Here is a 25,872-nt window from a genome sequence, read left to right as displayed (position 1 = left end):
AACCCTTACTTCGCCATACGTTTGTACTTGATACGCTTTGGCTCGAGCGCGTCGGCGCCGAGGGTGCGTTTCTTGTACTCTTCGTATTCGGTAAAGTTACCTTCGAAGAACTCCACCTTGCCTTCATCCTGATAATCGATGATATGGGTGGCGATGCGGTCGAGGAACCAACGGTCATGCGAGATCACCATGGCACAGCCAGGGAATTCCAGCAGGGCGTTTTCCAGCGCGCGCAGGGTTTCGATGTCGAGGTCGTTGGTCGGTTCATCGAGCAGCAGCAGGTTGCCGCCCACTTGCAGCAGTTTCGCGAGGTGCAGACGACCGCGCTCGCCACCTGACAGCTCACCGACGCGTTTGCCCTGATCGGTGCCTTTGAAGTTAAAGCGGCCAACGTAAGCACGGCTAGGCATCTCGGTATTGCCGACACGCATAATGTCCTGGCCACCAGAGACTTCTTCAAATACGGTTTTGGAATTATCCATCGCGTCACGGAACTGATCAACCGACGCCAGCTTGACGGTTTCGCCCAGCTCGATGGTGCCAGAATCGGGTTGCTCCTGGCCTGACATCATGCGGAACAGCGTGGATTTACCTGCGCCGTTCGGACCGATGATGCCGACAATCGCGCCTTTTGGTACGGAGAAGGTCAGATCGTCGATCAGCACGCGATCGCCATACGATTTCTTCAGATTGGTCACTTCCAGCACTTTGTCGCCGAGGCGCGCGCCAGGTGGAATGAAGAGTTCGTTGGTTTCATTACGCTTCTGGTAATCGGTGTTATTCAGCTCTTCAAAGCGTGCCAGACGGGCTTTACCCTTCGATTGACGGCCTTTCGCGCCTTGACGCACCCACTCCAGCTCTTTCTCGATAGATTTGCGACGCGCAGCTTCAGAAGAGGCTTCCTGCGCCAGACGCTGATCTTTCTGCTCCAGCCAGGAAGAGTAGTTACCTTCCCACGGAATACCTTCGCCGCGGTCCAGTTCCAGAATCCAGCCAGCGACGTTATCGAGGAAGTAACGGTCGTGCGTGATCGCCACAACGGTACCTTCGAAGTCGTGCAGGAAACGTTCAAGCCACGCCACGGATTCCGCATCCAGGTGGTTGGTCGGTTCGTCGAGCAGCAGCATGTCTGGCTTTTCCAGCAGCAGACGACACAGCGCGACGCGGCGACGTTCACCACCAGAAAGGGTGGCGATTTTGGCATCCCAGTCTGGCAGACGCATCGCATCGGCCGCACGGTTCAGCTGCGTATCAAGGTTGTGACCATCGTGCGCCTGGATCACTTCTTCCAGACGGCCCTGCTCGGCGGCCAGTTTGTCGAAATCGGCATCCGGATCGGCGTACAGCGCATAGACTTCATCAAGGCGCTTCAGCGCACCCACCACTTCGGAAACCGCTTCTTCCACGGATTCACGTACGGTGTGTTCCGGGTTCAGCTGCGGTTCCTGCGGCAGATAGCCAACATTAATGCCCGGCTGCGGGCGTGCTTCCCCTTCGATATCGGTATCGATACCGGCCATGATGCGCAACAGCGTCGATTTACCGGAGCCATTCAGGCCGAGGACGCCGATTTTTGCTCCAGGAAAGAAGCTAAGAGAAATATTCTTCAGGATGTGACGCTTCGGCGGAACGACTTTGCCGACGCGATGCATGCTATAGACGAATTGAGCCACGTTGTTATGAGCCTTTTGGTCTGTGAGTGGTGGACAACTGATGCAGAAGTTTAGCCGTTTTCCCCCTTTATTCATACCCGTCATACTTCGAGCTGCAGCGGCGTTGGCTGCGTGTGTCCACCCCAGTCACATACTTATGTATGCTCCTGGGGATGAACCCACTTGCCGCCTTGCTGCAGCTCGAATTATTTAGGGTATGGATCGTGAGCAGATTATTGAAAATACAGGAACTATGATCTTACGGCAGGCGCAGTGGGATGTTATGTTGCGCCAGCCAGTTCTTCAGCGCCGGTTCCGGTGCGCTGTCGCTCACCAGCAAATCAAAACCGCGCAGGTCGCCAATCCGTGCCGGCAGCACTTTGCCAAACTTACTGCTGTCGGCCACCAGCACGCGCTGGCGCGCTCGCAGCATGGCATGGTGCTTCATCGCCAGTTCATTGATGTTGTAGCAGGTTGCGCCCTGTTCATGGTCGATCCCCGCCGCGGAGATAAAGGCCAGCGTGGGGCAGAGATCGTCGAGGATCGAATGTGCGCCAATCGGCGTAAACAGCGCATTATCAGCATGAAACTCGCCGCCGCTAAGGATCACATTGCAGGCCGGTTTCTCTTTCAGCGCCAGGAAGGTGTTCATGGCGCAGCAAATCGCCGTGAAGGGCAGGCCATCTGGGATCGCATCGACGATGTAAGGCAGCGTGGTGCCGCAATCAAAAAACACCGTGTCATTTTCACCGATCAGGTCTGCCGCGGCCTGCGCCAGGCGCTGCTTGCGCGCGGCATTTTGTCCATGTTGATCGGAAATGAAATAGTGGCCAGCGTGGTTTTTCGGATCGCTAACAATATAACCGCCTAGCAGCACCACGCTTGAGGCGGGTTCGGTAAGGTCACGGCGGATGGTCATTTCTGAAACGCCCAGAAGCTGCGCCGCGTCTTTCAGGTGCAGTTTATCAGTGCGTTTTAACGCCTGAGCCAACTTGTGAATACGTTCGTCGCGCCGGGTTTCCATGATCATCTCTGCGTTATGAATCCTGAAGTCGAAGTTGCCTGGTCAAAAATCACGATAAATCTCACAGTTTTTAATCAGTTGCGACCTGTCCCGCAGGTCGGTTTTCAATCTTACCTGTAATGAGATCGCCCCGCAAACGCCACGCAAATCCTTAATCACCGCGCTTCGCTCATCGGTTGGCTTACTTCTTAATGATGTTGCTTTGTTAGAATAATAACATTCCATTCCATGAGTGTTTGGCTGTTCTTCGGCTTTTATTGGCAACTCTGAGGTGTGAAATTTATCACATAATTAACTTTATTAACCTGATATTGTGATTTTTATAACATTTAGGCGTTGAAAATTTACCGGGAGAAAAAAATGGATATCGCGGTCATTGGGTCAAACATGGTTGACCTCATTACCTATACCAATCAGTTACCTAAAGCAGGGGAAACGTTGGAAGCCCCCGATTTTGCCATTGGCTGTGGCGGTAAAGGTGCGAATCAGGCGGTTGCGGCAGCGAAAATGGGGGCGAGCGTCATGATGGTCAGCAAAGTTGGCGACGATCTCTTCGCGCCGAACACCGTAGCCAATCTGCAACAGCAGGGCGTTGATACGCGCTTTGTAACGACCGCGCCCGGTACCTCGAGCGGTGTCGCGCCGATTTTCGTCGACGATCAATCACAAAACCGCATTTTGATTATCAAAGGAGCCAACCAGCAGCTGAAACCAGCCGATATCGATGCCGCCGCCGACGCGTTGAAAGCCTGTAGGCTTATCATCCTCCAGCTGGAGATCCCGCTGGAAACCGTCTATTACGCCATTGATTTTGCCCGCCAGCACGATATCAACGTGATCCTCAATCCGGCACCCGCCGTGGCGGATCTCGATATTGACTACGCCTGTAAATGCGACTTTTTCATGCCGAACGAAACCGAGCTGGAGATCCTCACCGGTATGCCGGTTAACACCGATGAAGAAGTGCAACTGGCGGGGCAATCACTGCTCAAACGCGGGCTGAAAAACCTGATCATCACGCTCGGCGGCCGCGGTTCGCTGTGGATGTCTGGCGACCAGCTGCATCACGTGGCACCTACCGCTGTCAACGCGGTGGACACCAGCGGCGCGGGCGATGCCTTCATTGGCTGCTTTGCACAGGCGCTGGTGAAAACCGGCAATATTGCGGGCGCGATGGTACAAGCCTCCGCCTATGCCGCCTGCAGCGTGACCGGTCGCGGCACGCAGCGCTCCTATCCCGACGCGGAAACCTTCCAGCGTTTTCTCAACGTTCATTGAGGTCGAGTTATGCAAACGAACATTGTTCAGCAATCTGATGGCTATTTGAATAAAACGCCGCTGTTCCAGTTCATTTTGCTCTCGTGCCTGTTCCCGTTGTGGGGCTGTGCGGCGAGTCTGAATGATATCCTGATCACCCAGTTCAAAAGCGTATTCGCGTTGAGCGACTTCGCCAGCGCGCTGGTGCAGAGCGCGTTCTACGGCGGCTACTTCCTGATTGCCATTCCGGCCTCGCTGGTGATCCGCAAAGCGACATACAAACTGGCGATTTTGCTCGGTCTGGCGCTGTATATCGTCGGCTGCGTGCTGTTCTATCCCGCTTCACACATGGCGACTTACACCATGTTCCTTGCGGCGATTTTTGCTATCGCTATTGGGTTGAGCTTCCTCGAAACCGCGGCGAATACTTATAGCTCGATGATTGGACATCGCGATCACGCCACGCTGCGCCTCAACATCAGCCAGACGTTCTATCCCGTGGGTGCTTTAATGGGCATCGTGCTGGGCAAATATCTGGTATTCCAGGATGGCGACAGTCTGGCAAGCCAGCTGGCGGGCATGAACGCTGAACAGGCGCACGCGTTCCGCCTTTCCATGCTGGAGCACACGCTGGAACCGTACAAATATCTGGTTATGGTGCTGGTGGTGGTGATGCTGCTGTTCCTGTTCACCCGCTATCCGCGCTGTAAACCAGAAAGCAGCGAAAAATCATTGCCGTCGCTCGGCGAAACCTTCCGCTATCTGGCCGCCAATCGTCACTTTAAACGCGGCATCCTGGCCCAGTTTCTGTATGTCGGCATGCAGGTGGCGGTGTGGTCGTTCACCATTCGTCTGGCGCTGACGCTCGGCGCAACCAACGAACGTCATGCTTCCAACTTCATGATTTATAGCTTTATCGGCTTTTTTATCGGCAAGTTTGTGGCCAACTTCCTGATGACGCGTTTCCGCGCGGAAAAAGTGCTGATTGCCTACTCGGTACTCGGCGTGATCACGCTAGCGTGGGTGATGTTTGTGCCGAACTTTACTGCCGTGTATGCCGCCATCTTTGTCAGCGCGCTGTTCGGTCCCTGCTGGGCGACCATTTATGCCGGTACGCTGGCGACTGTCGATAACAAATACACTGAAGTTGCTGGTGCGTTTATCGTGATGTCGATTGTCGGTGCCGCCTTTATTCCCGCGCTGCAGGGCTTTGTTTCCGATCATCTGGGATCGATGCAGCTGGCCTTTGGCGTATCACTGCTGTGTTTTGCCTGGGTTGGCTTCTTCTTCTGGGGTGAGCTGCGCCATAAAAAGCAGGCGGAAGCGGCCGGTCGTTTAGTCGAGGAGATGCCATGAAAACCCGTTTACCGTTACGTCGGGAACAGTTTCAGGAAACACCGAGTACGCTGCTACGCAACGAGACTTTTCACGTTGAGCTGTTTCGCTACCCGGCGGGCGTGGAAGCGGTGCGCATCAGCAACCCTCGCGGCACGGTGATCGTGCTGCCGTTTTACGGCCAGATGATATGGGACGCCCATTTTGATGGGCATTCGCTCACGATGGGGCACAGCTTTAAACAGCCGCTGCTCGGCAGTTCGATAATTGATACCTACGGCTGCTTTGCTTTCCACTCCGGGCTGTTGGCCAACGGCTGCCCGGCGGCCGATGACAACCATCCGCTGCACGGCGAAATGGCCTGTGCGCGTATGGATAGCGCGTGGATGGTATTGGAAAACGATCGTTTGTCGCTGGAAGGCGAAACCGAATATGTGAAGGGCTTCGGTCATCATTATCTCGCTGCGCCTGCAGTGCGGCTTGAGGCCAATGCGGCAAGGCTGCACATTGAGATGAACGTCACCAATCTGGCCGGTGCGCCGATGCCCTTGCAGTACATGTGCCATCTCAACAGCGCGTGGATTGAGCAGGGCCGTTTCCAGCAGTCAATCCAGACGGATGCGTTCCAGCTGCGCACCTCGATCCCGGCACACGTCAAGCCTACGCCGCAGTGGCGCGCTTATACCGAGCGGCTGGCGGCCGATCCGCAGGCGTTTCAGCCATTGGATCAGCCGGAGATGTGCGATCCAGAGATCGTATTCTTCGCTGACGATCTGCAGCAGTATGGCGATGAGGTGCAGTTCGAGCTGCACTCGCCGCAGGGTTTTGCCCTGATGACGCGCTTCTCCAGCCAGCATTTCCCACACGCTACGCGCTGGATGCTGCATAATCGCGATCAGCAGGTCGCTGCCTATGTGCTGCCGGCAACCTGCCGCCCGGAGGGGTTCAAGGCGGCGCAGCGCGCGGGAACGTTGATCGAATTGGCCCCCGGCGAGCAGCGCCACTTCAGCGTCGAAACCGGGATTTTGTAATTTTAGCTGCCAACATTTGCACTGAACGTAGCGGCGCAATTTATTGCGCGCATTTGACCTTTACATTGCGCAATAAATTGCGCCGCTACGGTATGTGCGAGTTGATACTAAATCGCCACCAACCCGCGCACGCCGTCGGCTTCCATGCTGGATCCGGCGCCGCGCTGCACGATCTCACCGCGCGACATCACCAGATAGCTGTCGGCCAGCTCGGCGGCGAAATCGTAAAACTGCTCGACGAGCAGGATCGCCATATCACCGCGTTGTGCCAGCTGGCGGATCACCTCGCCGATCTCCTTGATCACCGACGGCTGGATCCCTTCGGTAGGCTCATCGAGGATCAACAGCGTTGGTGAACAGGCGAGGGCGCGGCCAATCGCCAGCTGCTGCTGCTGACCGCCCGACAAATCGCCGCCACGGCGCGATTTCATCTCGCGCAGCACCGGGAACAGCTGGTAGATCTCCTCCGGCACCGCTTTGGCCTGCGCGCCAGAAAAGCGCGCCAGCCCCATCAGCAGATTCTCTTCCACCGTTAAACGCGGGAAGATTTCACGCCCCTGCGGCACATAAGCGATGCCAGCCTGCACGCGCTGGTGTGGCTTACGGCCGTTAATCACTTTGTCCTGCCAGCGAATCTCGCCGGATTTGGCCGGAATCAGCCCCATCAAACACTTCAACAGCGTGGTTTTGCCCACGCCGTTGCGTCCCAGCAGGCAGGTGATTTCACCTGGTTTAGCCTCAAAAGACAGGCCGCGCAGAATGTGGCTGCCGCCGTAAAATTGATTCAGATCCGCCACTTGCAGCATGTTAGCGCCCCAGATAAACGTCGATAACCCGATCGTCCGCCTGCACTTCGCGTAACGATCCCTCGGCCAATACCTGGCCCTGATGCAGCACGGTAACGTGATCGGCAATGGTTTCGACAAAGCCCATGTCGTGCTCAACCACCATCAGCGAATGCTTGCCGGCGAGGCTGCGAAACAGCTCGGCGGTGTACTCGGTTTCGGCATCGGTCATGCCCGCCGCCGGTTCATCCAGCAGCAGCAGATGCGGGTCCTGCACCAGCAGCATGCCGATTTCCAGAAACTGCTTCTGGCCGTGCGACAGCAAACCGGCCTGACGCTGACGCTCGCCGCCGAGTCGTAGCAGCTTTAACACCTCATCAATGCGATCCTGCTGCTCGCCGTTCAGCCGGGCGCGCAGGCTGGCCCACACCGATTTGTCATTTTTCAGCGCGATTTCCAGATTCTCGAACACCGTGAGCGCTTCAAACACCGTGGGTTTCTGGAACTTGCGTCCAATGCCGGCGCGCGCGATCTCCACCGGCGACATTTTGCTGAGATCGGTATCCTGGTCGTAGATCACCTGGCCATTGTCCGGCCGGGTTTTACCGGTGATCACATCCATCAGCGTGGTTTTACCCGCGCCGTTGGGGCCGATCACGCAGCGCAGTTCGCCGACGCCGATCTTCAGGGAAAGATCGGTCAGCGCGCGGAAACCGTCGAACGACACATTGATCTTCTCCAGCTGCAATACCGGATCGGTCTGCGCACGATGACGATCCGCTGGATGAGGTTGGGTAAACAGGTGTTCAGTCATCACGCCTCCGGCGCAGCAGGCCAATCACGCCACGCGGCAGGAACAGCGTGACCAGGATAAACATCAGGCCGAGGAAGAACAGCCAATATTCCGGGAAGGCGACGGTAAACCAGCTCTTGGCACCGTTAACGATCGCCGCGCCAAGCAGCGGTCCAATCAGCGTGCCGCGTCCGCCTAACGCCACCCAGATTGCGGCTTCAATCGAGTTGGTCGGCGACATTTCACTCGGATTGATAATGCCAACCTGCGGCACATAGAGCGCGCCCGCCAGCCCGCACAGCACCGCCGAGAGCGTCCAGACAAACAGCTTGAAGCCTTTGGGATCGTAACCGACGAACATCAGGCGGTTTTCCGCATCGCGCACTGCCGTCAGCACGCGGCCGAATTTGCTGCGTGCCAGCGCGAAGCCGATGCCGAGACTCACCAGCAACAGCAGCACCGTGGCAACGAACAGCCCGATGCGCGTGCCGGTCGCGGTGACGTTGAAGCCAAGCAGCGTGGTGAAGCCGGTAAACCCGTTGTTGCCGCCGAAGCCCGTTTCGTTACGGAAAAACAGCAGCATGCCGGCGTAGGTCAGCGCCTGCGTCATGATGGAGAAGTAGACGCCTTTGATTTTCGAGCGGAAGGCGAAGAAGCCGAACATCAACGCCAGCAGGCCCGGCACCAGCACGATCAGGCACAGCGCCCAGGCGAAATGCTGCGTGCCCGCCCAGAACCATGGCAGCTTGTTCCACGAAAGAAACGACATAAACGCCGGCAAGCCGTCGCCGGAGGCCTGACGCATCAAATACATGCCCATCGCATAGCCGCCGAGCGCGAAAAACAGGCCGTGACCGAGTGACAGCAAACCGGCGTAACCCCACACCAGATCGAGCGCTACCGCGACGATGGCGTAACAGAGGATTTTGCCGACCAGCGTCAGCGTGTAGGTGGAGATCGCCAGCGGATGCGTGGCGGGCAGCAGGGCGCAAAACGGCAGCACCAGCAGCAGCGCCGTGATGGCTACACCCAGGCTGAGGGTCAGGCGCGGCGCTTTACGCGCGAAGGTTAACGTCATTGGTTGGCTCATCAGTCAATCACCCTCCCTTTGAAGGCAAACAGCCCCTGCGGACGTTTCTGGATAAACAGCACGATCAGCACGAGGATGAGGATTTTGCCCAGCACTGCGCCAATCTGTGGCTCCAGCACTTTGTTAAGAATGCCGAGGCCAAACGCCGCCACGACAGTGCCCGCCAGCTGGCCAACGCCGCCCAGCACCACCACAAGGAAAGAGTCGATGATGTAACCCTGACCGAGCTCTGGGCCAACGTTGCCCAACTGCGACAGTGCCACGCCGCCGAGCCCGGCGATGCCGGAACCGAGGCCAAACGCCAGCATATCGATGCGTCCGGTGGGCACGCCGCAGCAGTCGGCCATCGCCCGGTTCTGCGTCACGGCACGCACGCTGAGGCCAAGCCGGGTTTTGTTTAGCAGCAGCCAGGTGAGGCCCAGAACGGCAAATACGAACAGGATCACTGCGATGCGGTTGTACGGCAGCACCAGATTCGGCAACAGCTGCAGGCCGCCGGAGAGCCAACCTGGGTTAGCCACCTCGAGGTTTTGTGCACCAAACAGCATGCGCACCAGCTGAATCAGCATCAGGCTGATGCCCCAGGTGGCGAGCAGCGTTTCCAGCGGACGTCCGTACAGATGGCGAATAATGGTGCGCTCCAGCAGCATGCCCATGCAGGCGGTGACCAGAAATGCCACCGGCAGCGCCAGCAGCGGATACCAGGCCAGCCACTGCGGCGCAAACTGCTGGAACAGACTCTGCACAAACCAGGTGGCGTAGGCGCCGAGCATCAGCATTTCACCGTGCGCCATGTTGATCACCCCCAGCAGGCCGTAGGTGATCGCCAGGCCGAGTGCCGCCAGCAGCAGAATCGAGCCGAGCGACAGGCCGGTAAACGCCTGGCCGAGCAGATCGCCCCACATCAGGCGCTGTTTAATCTGCTTCAGGCTGGCGGCGGCGGCCTCGCGTACTTTGGCATCGGGTTCATTGCTGGCCTGGGTTAAGCGAGTAAGGCTAGCCTGCATGTTGGGATCGCTGGATTCGCCGAGCAGCGTCACCGCGTTGAGGCGCAGCGTGGCATCCGGGCTGGCGAGTTGCAGGTTGGCCGCTGCCATCAGCAGCACCGCGTGTACCTGCGTGTCTTTCTCGCTGGCGAGGCGCTGCTCAATCAATGGCAGCATGTCGGCGACGCCATCGTTTTGCAGCTGTTGTGCGGCGCGTAAGCGGATCGCCGGATCCTCACTCACCAGCTGGTGAGCGGCGAGGGCGCTGGCGATTACTACGCGCAGCCGATTATTCATAAACAGCTTTTTCGTGTCGCCGCTGGGCTGTTGCGCGCTGTCGAGCGGCTGCAACGTATCGCCCTGTTTGCTGAACGGCTGCTGTTTTTGGTCGATGACCACGGTTTCATTGCGCAACGCCTCGAGTAGCGGCAAGCGGCTGGCCTGCGGCGCGGCGGCCCACTGTTGCAGCAGCGCAGCTTGTTGGGTGCGGCTGGCGGCCGCGAAGTCTGCGCCATCGCCCGCCTGGGCGAGCCAGGGCAGCAGTAACAGCAGACAGCAGAGATAACGGCGAATTGTCATGGTTCTGGCCCTGAAGGAGGTAGTTAGGTGCGGTCTGATGCCCTCACCCCGGCCCTCTCCCACAGGGAGAGGGGGATGCTGCCAAATGTATGCTCGATCAATTCCCTCTCCCGCTTGCGGGAGAGGGTTAGGGTGAGGGCTTACTGCGTTGATTTCACCGGATGATCGGGCTTCTTGTCGTTACCCGCGATGTACGGGCTCCACGGCTGGGCGCGCACCGGTTGCTCGGTCTGCCACACCACGTTGAACTGGCCGTTCTCTTCCACTTCGCCAATCATCACCGGCTTGTGCAGGTGGTGGTTGGTTTTATCCATGGTGAGAGTGAAACCGTCCGGCGCTTTGAAAGTCTGGCCCGCCATCGCCGCGCGTACTTTGTCTACATCCGTGGTGCCGGCCTTCTCCACCGCCTGTGCCCACATATGCAGCCCAACGTAGGTCGCTTCCATAGGATCGTTAGTGACGACGGTATTGGCGTTCGGCAGATTGTGTGCCTTGGCATAGGCGCGGTAATCGGCGACAAACTTAGCGTTGGTTGGGTTATCCACCGACTCAAAGTAGTTCCACGCCGCTAGCTGACCAACCAGCGGTTTGGTATCAATACCGCGCAGCTCCTCTTCACCCACTGAGAAGGCGATCACCGGAATATCGGTGGCTTTGATGCCCTGATTCGCCAGCTCTTTGTAGAACGGCACATTGGAGTCGCCGTTAATGGTGGAGATCACCGCGGTTTTGCCACCGGCAGAGAATTTTTTAATGTTGGAAACGATGGTCTGGTAATCGCTGTAACCAAACGGCGTGTAGACCTCTTCGATATCTTTATCCTGCACCCCTTTGCTGTGCAGGAAAGCGCGCAGAATCTTGTTGGTGGTGCGCGGATAGACGTAGTCGGTGCCCAGCAGGAAGAAGCGTTTAGCGCTGCCGCCATCTTCACTCATCAGGTACTCCACCGCCGGAATCGCCTGCTGGTTAGGCGCGGCACCGGTGTAGAACACGTTCGGCGACATCTCTTCGCCTTCGTACTGCACCGGATAGAACAGCAGGCCGTTCAGCTCTTCAAACACCGGCAGCACCGATTTGCGCGAGACCGAGGTCCAGCAGCCGAATACCGCCGCGACTTTATCCTGCGTCAGCAACTGGCGCGCTTTCTCGGCGAACAGCGGCCAGTTGGAGGCCGGATCCACCACCACTGGCTCCAGCTTTTTACCCAGCACGCCGCCTTTGGCGTTGATCTCATCGATTGTCATCAGCGCCACGTCTTTCAGCGGCGTCTCGGAGATCGCCATGGTGCCGGAGAGTGAGGACATAATGCCCACCTTGATGGTGTCAGCAGCCTGTGCGGCAAAGGCAAAGCCCATGCTGGCCACCGAGGCAGAGAGCGCAAAAGCCTTGAGCAACGAACGTCTTTTCATCAGTAAACCCCTAACTGTGTTTATGTTGTTATTCAATGGGTTGAAGTCGAGCCTGCTGTAACATATGCAATGTGATCTTTCTGACCTCAGCCTTACTGACGGCGATGTGGTCGGTTAAAATGCGCTGCGCCTCCTCGGTCTGTTGCTGGAAAATCGCCCGTAAAATCTGAGCGTGTTCGCGGTATGTCGCCTCGATTCGGTCGTCGCGGGTGAAATCGAGACGGCGAATGATGCGGATTTTTTCGGTCAGTTCGGCGTGGATGCGCGCCATCTCTTGATTGCCGGCGGCCGCCACCAGCGCCATATGAAAGGCTTCATCCTGCGCGGAGACCGCTTTGCCATCGGCCAGCGGTAGCGCATCGATCCAGAAGCTTTTCAATGCCGTTAAGGTTTGTGCGCACTGCGCAACAGGCAGCGCGCACAGGCGGCGCACCGCTTCGCACTCCAGTACGGTACGCAGATCGTACAGCTCCTCGAAATAGGCGAAGTCGAACGGCTTCACCTGCCAGCCGCTGCGGAACCACACTTCGACGTAGCCCTCGCGCTCCAGCCAGAACAACGCCTGACGCACCGGCGTGCGGCTGACTTCCAGCCGGTCGGCGATTTCGTTTTCGCTGAAACGGTCGCCAGGCATCAGGCGGAACTCAAAAATGTCCTGTTTCAGCGCCTGATACACTTTCTCGGCCAATGCTTCAGGGCGACCTTTGCTGCGTGGGTTCGTGTTCATGCCGTCTCCTTATTCCAGCCACAGCAGGGCATCGCCCGGACTCACCGGACGTCCTGCCTGGCAGGCAATGCGTTTCACCTGGCCTGCCTGCGGCGCGACAATCGCCAGTTCCATTTTCATCGCTTCCACGATGATCAGCGTTTGACCGGCCTCCACCACGTCACCCGGCTGAACCAGCACTTTCCAGATGTTGCCGTTCATATCGGCGCACACCGCCAGCGCATCGTCGTCGGCTTCGGCCACCACCAACGTCTCCTCGCTGGTGAGCGGCGCGTTCTGCTCTTCCTGCGCCCACAGCGTCACCTCCTGTTCGAAGGCGGCGGATTGGCGCTGACGAAAATCACGAATCGATGCAGCATGATCGGCCAGGAACTGCTGATGCGCGGCGAAGTCGAATACCGTTTCTTCGATGCGCACCGTGGCGCGGCCTTCGCGGAAGTCATCGCGCAGCTGCGTCAGCTCATCTTCCGTTACCGGGTAGAAGCGCACCTGATCGAAGAAGTGCAGCAGCCAGGGCTCGTCGGCGGCGAACTGCGGGTTTTTGAGGAACTTGTTCCAGATTGGCAGGGTGCGGCCCACCAGCTGATAGCCACCCGGTGAATCCATGCCGTAGATGCACATGTACATGCCGCCAATGCCAACAGTGCCTTCGGCGGTGAAGGTGCGTGCCGGGCTGTATTTGGAGCTCAGCAGGCGATGGCGTGGATCGATCGGCACCGCGCACGGTGCGCCGAGATAGACGTCGCCGAGGCCGAGAATCAGGTAGCTGGCGTCAAAAATCGTGTCGCGCACCGCTTCACGGCTGGCTAAACCATTAATGCGCTGGATAAAATCGACGTTGTTCGGTAGCCAGGGTGCGCTGGCGCGCACGGTTTCTTTGTAGCGCTCAACCGCGCCGAGCGTGGCGCTGTCTTCGAACGCCATTGGCAGCCAGACAATGCGCGACGGCACTTTCAGCTGGCTGACATCGCCAAGTCCAGCCTCCAATTCCAGCAGCAGCTGCATCAGCTGTTTCTGGCTGAGGATCAGGCTGTCGTAGCGCACCTGCAACGAGCGTACGCCAGGCGATAGCTCTTCCACGCCGGGCACCGCGCGCTCACGCAGCGCATTCATCAGCAGATGCACGCGCAGGCGCAGCGCCAGATCCAGCACGTTGTCGCCGTACTCAATCAGCACATATTTGTCGCCCGCCTGACGATAGACCGCCGCGGGCGTGGTTGCCGTGGCCGGTAACGCCGCCAGCAGGGTGGCGGAGCCGATGTCGCTAGCGGCCAGCGATGGCACGGTAAAGGTTGGTGCATGCGCGCTGCGCAGGGTGGCCACGCTGTGCGCCTGGGCTTTTTCCAGCGCCACCGCTTCGTCAGCGCTGATCGGGTGGAAGCGAATGCGGTCGCCCGGTTTCACCTGGCCCACTTTCCACAGCTCGGCTTTGGTGATGGTCACCGGGCAGACGAAGCCGCCGAGGCTTGGGCCGTCATGCGTCAGGATCACCGGGAAGTCGCCGGTGAAGTTCACCGCGCCAATGGCGTATTCGCAGTCGTGTACGTTAGACGGGTGCAGACCGGCTTCACCACCGTTGGCGCGCGTCCACGTGGGTTTTGGGCCAACCAGGCGTACGCCGAGACGGTTGGAGTTGTAGTGCACCTGCCAGTCGCTGGCAAAGAACTCATCAATTGCCGCCTGAGTGAAGAAATCCGGTGCGCCGTGCGGTCCGTACAGCACGCCAATGCGCCACTCACTGCCGTAATGCGGCACCAGTGCATGATCGAGCGGCTGCGGTGCGCTAACCGGCGCGGGCGTGGTGCAGGCCGGCAGCTGCGGCTGGGAGATCGGCAGCATATCGGCGACGCGCAGGGTGCGTCCGGCGTGGCCGCCAAACTGGCCGAGCGAGAAGGTTGAGCGGCTGCCGAGATACTCCGGCACGTCGAAGCCGTTGCGCACCGCTAAATAGGTGCGGCAGCCGCTTTGGGCGCGGCCTAACGTCAGGGTTTGACCTGCTTTAACGCTGACGGGCTGCCAGTAGGCGATGCTGTCGCCATCAATATCGGCTGGGCAATCGGCGCCGGTTAAGGCGATCACCGCATCGCTATGGAAGCGCAGCGTGGGGCCTTGCAGGGTGAATTCGAGGCCCGCGGCGCTGTCGTGGTTGCCGACAATGCGGTTGGCGAGGCGGAAGGCGAAATCGTCCATCGGGCCGGATGGCGGCACGCCGATATCCCAATAGCCAAGGCGGCCAGGGAAATCCTGAATGCTGCTGAAGGTGCCGGGCTGCAGCACTTCAATCACGCTGGCGGATGGCGTGAAGCTGTCGAGGAAGCGCGTCCACACCTTGCCGCTGCGGAACGCCTCGGTGGCGACGATCTGGCGCAGATAATCGAGGTTACTGGCAATGCCGTGTAGCTGCGTGGCACCTAGCGCCTGCTGCATTTTTGCTAGCGCCGCATCACGCGTCTCGGCATGCACGATCAGTTTGGCCACCATCGGATCGTAAAACGCCGAGACTTCGGTGCCGGTGTCGAACCAACCATCGACGCGCACATCATCCGGGAAGCTGACGTGGGTCAGCACGCCGGGGCTGGGCTGGAAGTTTTTCAACGGATCTTCGGCGTAAATACGCACTTCAATTGACGCACCTTGCGGTACCTGCTGCAGACGCGCCCAGTCGATGGCATCGCCCGCCGCCACTTGCAGCATGCACTCCACCAGATCGAGACCGGTGACGCATTCGGTGACCGGATGTTCCACCTGCAGGCGGGTGTTCACTTCGAGGAAGTAGAAAGCATCCTGCTCGGCGTCGTAGATGTACTCCACCGTACCGGCGCTGCGATAGTTGACCCGCTCGCCAAGGCGCACCGCCGAAGAGAGCAGCGCTTCACGCGTGGCCTGTGGCAGATTCGGCGCCGGGGTTTCTTCCACCACTTTCTGGTTGCGGCGCTGCAGCGAGCAGTCGCGTTCGCCGAGGGCAATCACTTTGCCGCGGCCGTCGCCAAAAATCTGCACTTCAACGTGGCGCGCGCGGTCGATGCAGCGTTCTAAAAACACCCCCGCATCGCTGAAGAACTGCTCGCCAAGACGGCGCACGCTCTCCCACGCGTTGCGCAGCGCGTCGGCGTCGGCGCAGCGCGTCAGACCAATGCCACCGCCGCCAGCGGTGCTTTTCAGCATCACCGGGTAACCGATGCTGTCGGCGGCGCTTAAGGCTTCGTCCAGCGAACTCAGCAGCGGTGTGCCCGGCGTCATTGGCACGCCAGCGCTGGCGGCTAATTCACGCGCGCGGTGTTTCAGGCCAAACTCGCCAATCTGCTGCGCGGTGGGGCCGACAAAGGCGATACCGGCTTTTTCACAGGCATCGGCGAACGGCAGGCTTTCCGAGAGGAAACCGTAGCCGGGCCAGATGGCTTCGGCGCCGGTTTCCTGCGCGGCGGCGAGGATTTTATCGATGCGCAGATAGCTGTCGCTGGCTTTATCGCCGCCAAGCGCGATCGCCACATCGGCTTCTTTGACGTGGCGCGCGTTGCGATCGGCATCGGAATAGACGGCGACGCTTTTCACGCCGAGGCGTTTTAAGGTGCGGATGGCGCGACAGGCGATTTCGCCACGGTTAGCAATCAAAACGGTGCTGAACATGCTTATTTACTCCCCTGAGCAGCCAGCCAGTTGCGCCAGCCGCCAAATTCGGTAATTTCCAGCGCCTGCGACAGCACCGCCGGTTCACAGATAAAGCCTTTGACGCTGCGGCCGTCGGCCAGCGTTAACGAGCCAATGCCGAGCGGGGCGGGGATTTCTGCTACGAACTCGCCAAAGCGTGCCAGCGGGATATCCCACAGCTCGACGGTAATCGCTGCGCCGCTCTCGCCGCGCAGCAGGCCCGGCTTCTTAATCGGGCCATCGAGCAGGGCGAACAGGCGGTAGTTACTGGCGGTTTGCGTCTCTTCCACCAGCACCGCCTGACGCGTCGTCAGCTGGAAGTTGAGCGGCATACCGGTGAGATGCGCGCCAACCACCGCCACGCGTACGTGATCGGCAGAGAGCGGCAAGGTGGCAGATTCCGCAGGCTGCGCTTTGCCAGTGGCACCCAATGGCAGCGCCATCTGCTGCTGCCAGCGCACACCGAAAGCGGCCAGCGCGCGATCCTGCCAGGCGGGCGCAATCAGCGTAATGCCCGCCGGTAAACCATCGGCGCGGAAGGGCGCTGGCAGCGCCAGCGCGCTGAGGTCGGCAAGGTTGGTGAAGTTGGTGTAGGTGCCAAACTGCGAGTTGTAGTGCACCGGCTCCTGCTGCATTTCGGCCAGCGTGTGGATGGTGGGCGAGGTGGGCACCACCAGCGCATCAAACTGCGCCAGCGTTTGCTGGATCTGACGCGTCAGCCCGGCGCGCAGGTATTCCGCCTGATAGGCTTCCACCGCGCTGTATTTCAGGCCGCTGCTGACAATGTCGAATACTACCGGATCCATCTCTTCCGGACGATTGATCATCTCGCCCACCGCCACGGTACGCTCGGCGACCCACGGGCCGTAATAGAGCTGTTCGGCCAGCTGGTGGAACACGGAGAAATCGATCGGGTGCAGCGTCGCGCCACCTGCCTGCAGTTGCTCCAGCGCCGCCAGCCATGCCGCTTCGGCCAGTTTGTCGCCGAAGAATTCCGGCGTGGCGGGAATGGCGAAATCAGGCTGCGCTTTGAAATTGGCTGGCGCGGTGTGCGGATTGCTGCGCGAGTAGGCATCGCCCGCGTCATAGCCGCCCGCCGCCGTTGCCACCGCGAAGGCATCTTCCACCCGCAACGCGAATACCGAAATGGTGTCGTTCAGGCGGCAAGCCGGTACCACGCCGCTGGCCGAGAACCAGCCTTTGGTGGGCTTGAGGCCGACGATATTGTTGAAACCAGCGGGCACGCGGCCCGAACCGGCGGTATCGGTGCCGAGCGAGAAGCCCACCAGCCCGCGTGCCAAAACCGAAGCCGAACCGGAGCTGGAACCGCCGCTGACATAATCAGGATTGAAGGTGTTACTCACCGCACCAAACGGTGAACGCGTACCGACTAAGCCGGTGGCGTATTGGTCGAGGTTGGTTTTACCAATCACCACCGCGCCGGCGGCTTTTAGCTGTGCCACCACAAAAGCATCGGCCTGAGCGGTATAAGTGAAGGCAGGGCAGGCGGCGCTGGTCGGCCAACCGGCAACATCAATATTGTCTTTCACCGCAAAAGGTACGCCAAACAGCGGCAGCGCGGCCGGATTACGCTGGTAGCTGGCCAGCAGCGGCTCGATTTGTGCCTGCAGCTGCGCGGGCGTGGCGAGATAGAGCCAGGCATTATCCTGCGGGTCGATGGCGTCAAGATGCGCCGCCAGCAGGGAGGTAATTTGCTGTGGATCCTGTTGGTAACTGTGCTGCCAATCCTGGAGCGTAAAGCCAAAGGTCGATGCCATGAGTGAATTCCAACTGGTATACAAGATGGAATTCAACATAGCAAAGCGCGTGCCATTTTTGTAAGCCGATGAAAGCGCGCAGTTAATTGATGTGTAATACGTTTTTCTGATGATAAATTGCACAACGGCGGCGCAAACGCTGCGCAATGGCGGTGCGCGAGCGTAAATTTTGTGAAGAACATGGCAAGAGGCGGTTGGCCTGGTTAGCATGAAGGAAGTCTGGCATGAGCTGGATCGCAGCACTGAGAGGAGAGCGTAATGGAGAAGTGGCGTTACTGGATGCTAGGGATCTGTCTGGCCAGCACGGCCAGCAGCGTATGGGCCGATTCGCTGGATCAGCAGCGACAGCGCTATGCGCAAATCAAGCAAGCCTGGGATAATAAACAGATGGACCAGGTAACGCAGCTGATGCCAACGCTGCAGGATTATCCGCTCTACCCGTATCTGCAATATCGCCTGCTGGCGCAGGATCTCGATCAAGAGACGCCGCTGGCGGTGAAAAACTTTATTCAGCAGTATCCTACACTGCCGCCGGCGCGCTCGCTCTCAACGCGCTTTGTGAATGTGCTGGCTAATCGTCAGGACTGGCAAGGCGTGCTGAGTTTCAGCCCGGATGAACCAAAACCGGTGCAGGCGCGCTGTAACTGGTATTACGCCAAATGGGCCACCGGACAGCAGCAGGCTGCGTTTGCCGGCGCGAAAGAGATTTGGCTGCGCGGCACCGCGTTGCCGAATGACTGCGACAAGCTGTTCTCGGTCTGGCAAGCCAGCGGGCAGCTCTCGCCGATCACCATTCTGGAGCGTATCCGTCTGGCGATGAAAGCCGGTAACGATAGTCTGGTGAATTATCTGGCGAAAATGCTGCCGGCGGATTATCAAACCACCGCCAGCGCGCTGATTGCGCTGCAGCAGAATCCGCAAACCGTCACTTCCTTTGCCAGCAGCATGGGCCCCACTGATTTCACTCGTATGGCAACCAGCTATGCCTTCGCCCGCGTGGCGCGTGAGGATATGGACAACGCGCGTATGATGATTCCGCAGCTGGTGCAGGCGCAGAAGATGAGCCAGGCCGATGAGCAGGATCTAAAAGAAACCGTGGTGTGGCGCATGATGGGCGCGGATCTCACCAGCGAGCAGGCGCGCTGGCGTGATGCGGTGGTGATGAACAGCGAATCCACCGCGCTGGTGGAGCGTCGCGTACGTTTGGCGCTGAGCCAGAACGATCGCCGCGGGTTGAATACCTGGATCGCGCGTTTGCCGGTGGAAGCCAAAGAGAAAGATGAGTGGCAATACTGGCAGGCGGATTTGCTGATTTCGCAGGGCCGCAAGGAGGAAGCGGATGAGATTCTACGTAAGCTGATGCAGGCGCGCGGCTTCTATCCGATGGTGGCGGCACAGCGGCTTGGCGTGGAGTATCCATTGCAGGTCGATCAAGCGCCAGCAGCCGACAAGAGCGTGGTGCAGGGCGCCGAGATGGCGCGCGTGCGTGAGCTGATGTATTGGGGACTGGATAACCTGGCGCGCAGCGAATGGGCCAATCTCATCGCCAGCAAAACCCGTTCACAGCAGCAGATGCTGGCGCGTTATGCCAACGAGCAGGATTGGTGGGATCTTAGCGTGCAGGCCACTATCACCGCGAAGATGTGGGATAGCCTGAAAGAGCGCTTCCCGCTGGCGTGGCAGAATCTGTACCAGCAATACACCAGCGACAAAGGTATTCCGCCAAGTTATGCGATGGCAATTTCGCGTCAGGAGAGCGCGTGGAATCCGAAAGCACGTTCACCGGTAGGCGCCAGCGGCTTAATGCAGGTGATGCCCGGCACGGCAACACATACCGTGAAGATGTATAACATTCCCGGCTATGTGAACAGCAGCCAGCTGCTGGATCCGCAGACCAATATCCAGATTGGCACGCAGTATCTGGAATATGTCTATCAGCAGTTTGGTCAGAACCGTATCTTTGCCTCGGCGGCTTACAACGCTGGCCCGGGACGCGTACGTACCTGGCAGAATAACAGCGGCGGCAAGCTGGATGCGGTGGCGTTTATCGAAACCATTCCGTTCTCAGAAACGCGTGGCTACGTGAAAAACGTGCTGGCCTACGATGCGTATTATCGTTATTTCATGGGTAAGCCGGACAAGATCCTCGCCGACAGTGAGTGGAATCGTCAGTATTGACTGTGCTATGCTTCCGTACTCGCTAATGAGTACGGAAGCCCGCCATGAGCCAACCCCTTTCTTCCCAGCCGGAATCGGCTCAGCCTGTTGAAGATAACTGGCTGCGTTTTATTGAATTAATGCAAAACGCCTTTGCCGATGGCGTCGCGCTACCGTTGCTACAGCTGATGATGACGCCCGATGAGCGTGAATCTTACGGCACGCGTTTGCGCATTATCGAAGAGCTGATGAGCGGTGAGATGAGCCAGCGTGAACTGAAAAATGAGTTAGGCGTGGGTATCGCCACCATTACGCGCGGCTCAAATAGTCTGAAAGAAGCGCCGCCAGAGCTGAAACGCTGGCTAGAGGCGCATCTTGGTCGCGATTAGTCTTGCTCGTAGAGCGGATGGGTGAAGGGACACAGCGCCAGAATTAACGCCTGATGATACACGCTCGAGCGGCTCAGCAGGCCATGCGTAAAGGCACCAATCGCGCCGCCTTTGTGTTTGATGTTCTCTACGCCGGTCAGGCGTGCCATTTCGTCACCGAGTTCACGTCCGGCCGCTAAGCCAGCCACGACAATCGGTGGCAGGGTAAAGCTGGCGGAACGCGATTCACCGCGCTGCTGTGCATTCTCAATCACCATCCACGCAAAGGCACAATCTCCCTCAATTCCCGCTTCAATCGCCACCCAATAATCGGCCTGTGGACGTTCCTGACGCGCGTTGGCTACGCGTTGACGTGCGCCAGTTCGCGTTTCAACATCGCTAATTGGCTGGGCTGCGACGCCGCTCTCGACCTCGACCCCTTCAATGTGGCAGGATCCTTCGCCGAAAACGTCGTTGAACGCCTGCGCAATCGCGCGAATTTTTGCCGGGTTGATGGTGGCTGCGACAACATGGTACATAATTGATTGAACCCTCGAGGCAAATTTGTCGCAGTATAACGGAAATTAAGCATGCTACAGGTCTATCTTGTTCGTCACGGTGAAACGGTATGGAATGCGGCGCGACGCATTCAAGGGCAATCTGACAGCCCGCTAACGGAAAAAGGTGAGCTGCAGGCTCATCAGGTTGGCGAGCGCGTGAAATCGCTGGGCATTACCCACGTGATTGCCAGCGATTTAGGACGCACACGTCGCACGGCGGAGATCATCGCCGATGCGTGTGGCTGCACCGTTACGCTCGATGCGCGTCTGCGTGAGCTCAACATGGGTTGCCTGGAACAGCGTCCTCTCGATGGTTTGACGGAAGAAGAGGAAAACTGGCGTAAAACGCTGGTGGACGGGACCACGGCGGGTCGTATCCCGGGCGGTGAATCAATGGCAGAGATGGCTGCGCGTATGCACGAAGCGCTGAATGCACTGCTGGAATTGCCGGCCGGCAGTCGTCCGCTGATTGTTAGCCACGGCATGGCGCTTGGCGTGCTGGTCAGCACCATTCTTGGCCTGCCTGCGCATGCGGAACGTCGTTTGCGTTTGCGTAACTGCTCGATTTCCCGCGTGGACCATCAGCAGAGTGCGTGGCTGGCGGCGGGTTGGGTGGTGGAAACGGCGGGCGATGTTTCGCATCTGGATGCGCCGGCGTTGGATGAACTTCAGCGTTAAAAAGGTCGCCAGCAATGGCGACCTTACGATGTTGTAGGGTGCGCATTAATGCGCACCTTGCTGATAGGATTAGTGATTTTGCGGGCGAATCGGAATCAGGTATTCGCAGCGGATCTCTGCCGGTGGCTCGCTACGCTTCTTGCCGCCGTGCGTATAGAAGCGCTCAATGTCCTGCCCCTGGCGACGCACTAAACCGAGCGTAGGCATGCAGGTTCCATACAGCAGCAGGATGAATTCCCCCAGCGCGCTACGCGCACCCTGATAGGTAAACTGCACGTAATCGCCCGCGTCCACTATCACGCTCTGGTTCGATTGCATGCTCAATGCCTGCTGATCGGTTGGCACCGCCGTGGTGTAGAGAATCTCCTGCTCATCATCCTTTTCATGGCTGGCACGTACCTGATGCAGGCCATACAGCACCGGCGGCACCGTATCGGTTTCCAGCAGGAACTGCTTCCAGAAATGAATGCGCATCTCATCGCGGTAGCTGGATATTTGCTCCAGCGTGCAAGAGTAGCTCTGCGTCTGACCGACCAGAACAGTTTCTGGCAGGGTAACAAACTGCGCTTCTGGCAGGCTACTGTCATCCAGCCGAATCGGCGGGCGGATACCAAAGGAGTTCCACTCCGATGAGCGACGATACCAGGCGGGCGTTTGGTTAAACTGCTTTTTAAACGCGCGCGTGAACGTCTGCTGTGAATCGAAGCGATATTGTAAGGCGATGTCGAGAATGGGGCGGCTGGTCAGGCGCAAGGCCACCGCGGCTTTCGACAGCCGACGCGCGCGAATGTACGCGCCAATCGCGTGGCTGGTTACTTCCTTGAACATACGCTGCAGATGCCACTTGGAGTAGCCCGCTTTCTGCGCAACGTTATCTAATGAAAGCGGTTGATCCAGATGGCTCTCCAGCCAGACAAGCAAATCGCGAATGATACCGGCTTGGTCCATAAAACATCCTCATAACTCTCTGGTGGCGCAACTATGAAGTCGTCGAATAATAGCACGAAATGCACAAAAGCGTGGGGGCGGTTTGCTAATCGAGTGTGCTAAGTCAATGCGGGTTAAAACCCGTTTAGGTTTGGTTCTGGGTTCGATTGACAGTACATTACATTCTCATCTATTCGATTGGCAATGGTAACTCAATGACAATAGCTCGTATTCTTATAATCACGCTGGCAACTTATGTGTTCAGCGCTGGCGTTCAGGCCGAGGAAATCGGCTCTGTAGACACGGTATTCAAGATGTTCGGGCCCGATCATAAGATCGTGGTGGAAGCCTTCGATGACCCCGATGTAAAAAATGTAACCTGTTATATCAGTCGGGCAAAAACCGGTGGCATTAAGGGCGGACTGGGTTTGGCGGAAGATACTTCTGACGCCGCCATCTCCTGCCAACAGGTTGGGCCGGTAGAGCTTAGCGATAAAATCGCACAAGGCAAGTCGCAAGGTGAAGTGGTGTTCAAGAAACGGACATCGCTGGTATTCAAGAAACTGCAGGTAGTGCGCTTCTTTGACCAGAAACGTCATGCTCTGGTGTACCTGAGCTACTCAGACAAAGTGGTGGATGGTTCGCCAAAAAATGCGCTTAGCGCCGTGCCGATTATGCCCTGGCATTAATGCAGGCATAAAAAAACGCCCTGATGGGCGTTTTTTTCATTCAAACTTAATCCTGCAGCTCACCGCAGAAGCGGTAGCCTTCGCCATGAATGGTGGCGATGATTTCTGGCGTATCTGGCGTAGATTCGAAATGCTTGCGAATACGGCGGATGGTGACATCCACGGTACGGTCATGCGGCTTCAGCTCGCGACCGGTCATTTTCTTCAGCAGGTCGCCACGCGTTTGGATTTTGCCTGGGTTCTCACAGAAGTGCAGCATGGCGCGGAATTCACTGCGCGGCAGTTTGTACTGTTCGCCATTCGGGCTGATCAGTGAGCGGCTGTTGATGTCCAGCTCCCAGCCATTAAAGCGATAGCTTTCAACCTGACGGCGCTCTTCACTCGGCATTGCCAGATTCATGGTGCGCGACAGTAAATTGCGGGCACGAATAGTCAATTCACGCGGGTTGAAAGGTTTGGTGATGTAATCATCGGCACCAATTTCCAGGCCGAGGATTTTATCCACTTCATTATCACGACCTGTCAGGAACATCAGCGCCACGTTTGCTTGTTCGCGCAATTCGCGCGCCAGCAGCAAACCGTTTTTACCTGGCAGGTTGATATCCATAATCACCAGATTGACGTCGTTCTCCGTCAAAATCTGATGCATCTCGGCGCCGTCGGTGGCTTCATAGACCACGTAACCTTCTGCCTCAAAGATGCTTTTGAGGGTGTTACGCGTGACCAGTTCGTCTTCAACGATAAGAATGTGCGGGGTCTGCATGTTTCGCTACCTAAAATTTGCCAACAAATCGAAAACAGGGCGTACGGCGGTTGCTGAACCTTGTCGCAACCGGTATACGAAATAATCTTCGGAATACACCATCCATCTACGTCAACTTCAGTGTTAGCTCAGCCAGTCAGGATGGATATTTGCGCGCCCCGAGGGTATCGGACTGGCGCTCATCCTAACCGTATTAACAGCAACCTAACAGCACCAACAACAACCGATAAGCATAAAAACAACGCTTCGTTGACTTATATCAAATGCAAGTGTAGCACGTTAACACTTTTATGAAAAACTTCTCCAGGAATGCTAGTTTAGCTCACAAAATGCAGCATTTTCGCTACATTTATCCCTGGCCGAACGGAAAGGTAAATGCGCAGGAAATTATATTTCAATAAATTGAAATGAAAGGGGTTTGTGCCAGATAAGTGCTATAATTTTGCTTATGCCCACTAATTTTCCCTACACAGAGATTTTCTCCTCTTTTAACATCCTTAACATCTTATTTTCTCACACCGCGACGGTTGGTATTTTCTCTGCTGCATGCCAACATAATGCGAGTTCTTAATCGCTCGATGGAAAAATCATGCATTTCCCCTTAATCCTTGTCTCTCCCGCCCGTCCGGAAAATATCGGCGCGGCTGCTCGTGCCATGAAAACCATGGGATTCAGCGAGTTGCGCATTGTGGCCAGCGATGCCTGGCAAGATCCGGCAGCACGGCGTGTGGCGCACGGTGCCGGCGAGATCCTCGATAACGTAAAAACCTATGCCACGCTGAGCGAGGCGCTTAAGGATGTGGATTTCTCCGTGGCGACCACTGCACGCAGCCGCGCGAAGTTTCGCTATTACGCTACACCCGTTCAGGTTGAAAACATTCTGCAGGAAAAACGTCAGTGGCTAAGCCGTATCGCACTGGTGTTTGGCCGTGAAGACAGCGGCTTAACCAATGAAGAGCTGGAGCAGGTTGATCTGTTGACCGGCATTCCCATGGCGAATGACTATCCTTCGCTTAATCTTGGCCAGGCGGTGATGGTGTATTGTTATCAGCTGTCAGCGCTGAATCAGATTGCGGCCGAACCTGCCGAGGCGGCTAACGCCCATCAACTTCAGGCGCTGCGAGAGCGTTTCCACCAGCTGTTGGTGAAACTGGATGTTAGCGATGACGTCAAAATGTCTGACTGGATCGACCAGCGCATTGGCCTGTTGGAACAGCGCGATAGCGCCATGCTGCATCGCTTACTCCACGATGTAGAAAAAAAACTTATAGATAATTGCTCGGATAAATCCTGAGTTGCTAGTGACAGATCGGGTTAATCCCCTCATCTCGTGAACGATCGCAATAGGATTTACCCCGACAAGCGCAGCAGTGCGCAGCGGCGAAGCGGGCGCGGCTAAGACAAATTCGTTGACTTAACGTGCGCTTTGCTTTACTTCTGGAAGGCAGACGGACAAGACAAAGACAGACAGAAAAAAATCTAAATGCGTAAACTCAGCCTGAACACCACAATTATTATTACCACCACCATTACCACAGGTAACGGTGCGGGCTGACGCATACAGGAAAAACAAAGAAAAAAGCCCGCACCTAAACAGTGCGGGCTTTTTTTTCGGCAAAAATTCAGGAGAGCTTCA

General features: G+C 57.6%; 22 protein-coding genes and 1 other annotated feature. Of the genes, 9 read left to right on the top strand and 13 right to left on the bottom strand.

Annotated elements, in window-relative coordinates; translation table 11 throughout:
- Window positions 1-5: 5 nt before the first annotated feature.
- On the bottom strand, window positions 6-1,673 hold the full coding sequence (gene ettA / locus CRO19_RS05830; protein ID WP_097095007.1) for an energy-dependent translational throttle protein EttA: 1,668 nt from the start codon (window positions 1,671-1,673) through the stop codon (window positions 6-8).
- Between the two features lie 238 nt (window positions 1,674-1,911).
- Complete coding sequence (deoR, locus tag CRO19_RS05825) at window positions 1,912-2,676, bottom strand: DNA-binding transcriptional repressor DeoR (protein WP_097097599.1); 765 nt, start codon at window positions 2,674-2,676, stop codon at window positions 1,912-1,914.
- 360 nt (window positions 2,677-3,036) lie between these two features.
- Here deoR and rbsK point away from each other — a divergent pair, with 360 nt between their 5' ends.
- Genes rbsK through CRO19_RS05810 form a run of 3 tightly spaced genes read left to right on the top strand, consistent with a single transcriptional unit; the run spans window position 3,037 to window position 6,299 of the window.
- Window positions 3,037-3,954, top strand: a complete 918-nt coding sequence (gene rbsK, locus CRO19_RS05820) for a ribokinase (RefSeq protein ID WP_097095006.1) — start codon at window positions 3,037-3,039, stop codon at window positions 3,952-3,954.
- A 9-nt stretch (window positions 3,955-3,963) separates the two neighbouring features.
- Window positions 3,964-5,289 carry an L-fucose:H+ symporter permease gene (gene fucP / locus CRO19_RS05815; RefSeq protein ID WP_097095005.1) on the top strand — a complete coding sequence of 442 codons (1,326 nt, stop codon included), beginning with the start codon at window positions 3,964-3,966 and terminating at the stop codon, window positions 5,287-5,289.
- Complete coding sequence (locus CRO19_RS05810; protein ID WP_097095004.1) at window positions 5,286-6,299, top strand: aldose 1-epimerase family protein; 1,014 nt, start codon at window positions 5,286-5,288, stop codon at window positions 6,297-6,299. Before fucP ends, CRO19_RS05810 begins: the two co-directional genes overlap by 4 nt.
- Before the next feature lie 107 nt (window positions 6,300-6,406).
- On the opposite strand, the gene urtE is transcribed toward CRO19_RS05810, so the two are convergent.
- The 8 genes from urtE to atzF form a co-directional block, all read right to left on the bottom strand.
- The gene (gene urtE, locus CRO19_RS05805) at window positions 6,407-7,105 is read right to left on the bottom strand and encodes an urea ABC transporter ATP-binding subunit UrtE (RefSeq protein WP_097095003.1); all 699 of its coding nucleotides are present in this window, start codon (window positions 7,103-7,105) and stop codon (window positions 6,407-6,409) included.
- A gap of 1 nt (window position 7,106) precedes the next feature.
- Complete coding sequence (urtD, locus tag CRO19_RS05800; protein ID WP_097095002.1) at window positions 7,107-7,898, bottom strand: urea ABC transporter ATP-binding protein UrtD; 792 nt, start codon at window positions 7,896-7,898, stop codon at window positions 7,107-7,109.
- Window positions 7,891-8,967 (bottom strand): urea ABC transporter permease subunit UrtC, encoded by a 1,077-nt coding sequence (gene urtC / locus CRO19_RS05795; RefSeq protein WP_097095001.1) that lies wholly within the window; start codon window positions 8,965-8,967, stop codon window positions 7,891-7,893. The genes urtD and urtC overlap by 8 nt, the downstream gene beginning before the upstream one ends.
- Window positions 8,967-10,532 (bottom strand): urea ABC transporter permease subunit UrtB, encoded by a 1,566-nt coding sequence (gene urtB, locus CRO19_RS05790; RefSeq protein ID WP_097095000.1) that lies wholly within the window; start codon window positions 10,530-10,532, stop codon window positions 8,967-8,969. Before urtB ends, urtC begins: the two co-directional genes overlap by 1 nt.
- A 140-nt stretch (window positions 10,533-10,672) precedes the next feature.
- The gene (urtA, locus tag CRO19_RS05785; protein WP_097094999.1) at window positions 10,673-11,941 is read right to left on the bottom strand and encodes an urea ABC transporter substrate-binding protein; all 1,269 of its coding nucleotides are present in this window, start codon (window positions 11,939-11,941) and stop codon (window positions 10,673-10,675) included.
- Between the two features lie 28 nt (window positions 11,942-11,969).
- On the bottom strand, window positions 11,970-12,668 hold the full coding sequence (locus tag CRO19_RS05780) for a GntR family transcriptional regulator (protein ID WP_097094998.1): 699 nt from the start codon (window positions 12,666-12,668) through the stop codon (window positions 11,970-11,972).
- A 9-nt stretch (window positions 12,669-12,677) separates the two neighbouring features.
- Window positions 12,678-16,295 (bottom strand): urea carboxylase, encoded by a 3,618-nt coding sequence (uca, locus tag CRO19_RS05775; RefSeq protein ID WP_097094997.1) that lies wholly within the window; start codon window positions 16,293-16,295, stop codon window positions 12,678-12,680.
- Between the two features lie 2 nt (window positions 16,296-16,297).
- The gene (gene atzF / locus CRO19_RS05770; RefSeq protein WP_097094996.1) at window positions 16,298-18,094 is read right to left on the bottom strand and encodes an allophanate hydrolase; all 1,797 of its coding nucleotides are present in this window, start codon (window positions 18,092-18,094) and stop codon (window positions 16,298-16,300) included.
- 258 nt (window positions 18,095-18,352) lie between these two features.
- On the opposite strand from atzF, the gene sltY reads away from it, so the two are divergent.
- Both sltY and trpR read left to right on the top strand, forming a co-directional pair.
- Window positions 18,353-20,272: a murein transglycosylase gene (gene sltY, locus CRO19_RS05765; protein WP_097094995.1), complete on the top strand. Its 1,920-nt coding sequence runs from the start codon at window positions 18,353-18,355 to the stop codon at window positions 20,270-20,272.
- Window positions 20,273-20,316: 44 nt separating this feature from the next.
- Entirely contained in the window at window positions 20,317-20,640 is a 324-nt protein-coding gene (trpR, locus tag CRO19_RS05760) for a trp operon repressor (protein WP_097094994.1), read from the top strand.
- Here trpR and yjjX read toward each other — a convergent pair.
- Window positions 20,637-21,158, bottom strand: a complete 522-nt coding sequence (gene yjjX, locus CRO19_RS05755; RefSeq protein WP_097094993.1) for an inosine/xanthosine triphosphatase — start codon at window positions 21,156-21,158, stop codon at window positions 20,637-20,639. The genes trpR and yjjX overlap by 4 nt on opposite strands.
- A gap of 51 nt (window positions 21,159-21,209) precedes the next feature.
- Between yjjX and gpmB the strand changes: the two genes are divergently transcribed.
- Window positions 21,210-21,857, top strand: a complete 648-nt coding sequence (gene gpmB / locus CRO19_RS05750; protein WP_097094992.1) for a 2,3-diphosphoglycerate-dependent phosphoglycerate mutase GpmB — start codon at window positions 21,210-21,212, stop codon at window positions 21,855-21,857.
- A gap of 69 nt (window positions 21,858-21,926) precedes the next feature.
- Here the strand turns inward: gpmB and robA are convergent, their stop codons facing one another.
- On the bottom strand, window positions 21,927-22,805 hold the full coding sequence (robA, locus tag CRO19_RS05745) for an MDR efflux pump AcrAB transcriptional activator RobA (protein WP_097094991.1): 879 nt from the start codon (window positions 22,803-22,805) through the stop codon (window positions 21,927-21,929).
- Between the two features lie 194 nt (window positions 22,806-22,999).
- Between robA and creA the strand changes: the two genes are divergently transcribed.
- Window positions 23,000-23,473 (top strand): protein CreA, encoded by a 474-nt coding sequence (gene creA, locus CRO19_RS05740; protein ID WP_097094990.1) that lies wholly within the window; start codon window positions 23,000-23,002, stop codon window positions 23,471-23,473.
- 46 nt (window positions 23,474-23,519) lie between these two features.
- Here creA and arcA read toward each other — a convergent pair whose 3' ends face one another.
- A complete protein-coding gene (gene arcA / locus CRO19_RS05735) occupies window positions 23,520-24,236 on the bottom strand; it encodes a two-component system response regulator ArcA (RefSeq protein ID WP_097094989.1) in 717 nt (238 codons plus the stop codon).
- 589 nt (window positions 24,237-24,825) lie between these two features.
- On the opposite strand from arcA, the gene CRO19_RS05730 reads away from it, so the two are divergent.
- A complete protein-coding gene (locus CRO19_RS05730) occupies window positions 24,826-25,530 on the top strand; it encodes a tRNA/rRNA methyltransferase (RefSeq protein ID WP_097094988.1) in 705 nt (234 codons plus the stop codon).
- Between the two features lie 189 nt (window positions 25,531-25,719).
- Window positions 25,720-25,791, top strand: a complete 72-nt coding sequence (thrL, locus tag CRO19_RS26435; RefSeq protein ID WP_071531027.1) for a thr operon leader peptide — start codon at window positions 25,720-25,722, stop codon at window positions 25,789-25,791.
- Window positions 25,727-25,849 (top strand) — a sequence feature (Thr leader region). It overlaps the preceding gene by 65 nt.
- Window positions 25,850-25,872 lie beyond the last annotated feature (23 nt).

Source organism: Candidatus Pantoea floridensis (assembly GCF_900215435.1).
In the GTDB taxonomy this organism is placed as follows: Bacteria; Pseudomonadota; Gammaproteobacteria; order Enterobacterales; family Enterobacteriaceae; genus Pantoea; species Pantoea floridensis.
This window is presented reverse-complemented; position numbering and strand designations above follow the sequence as displayed.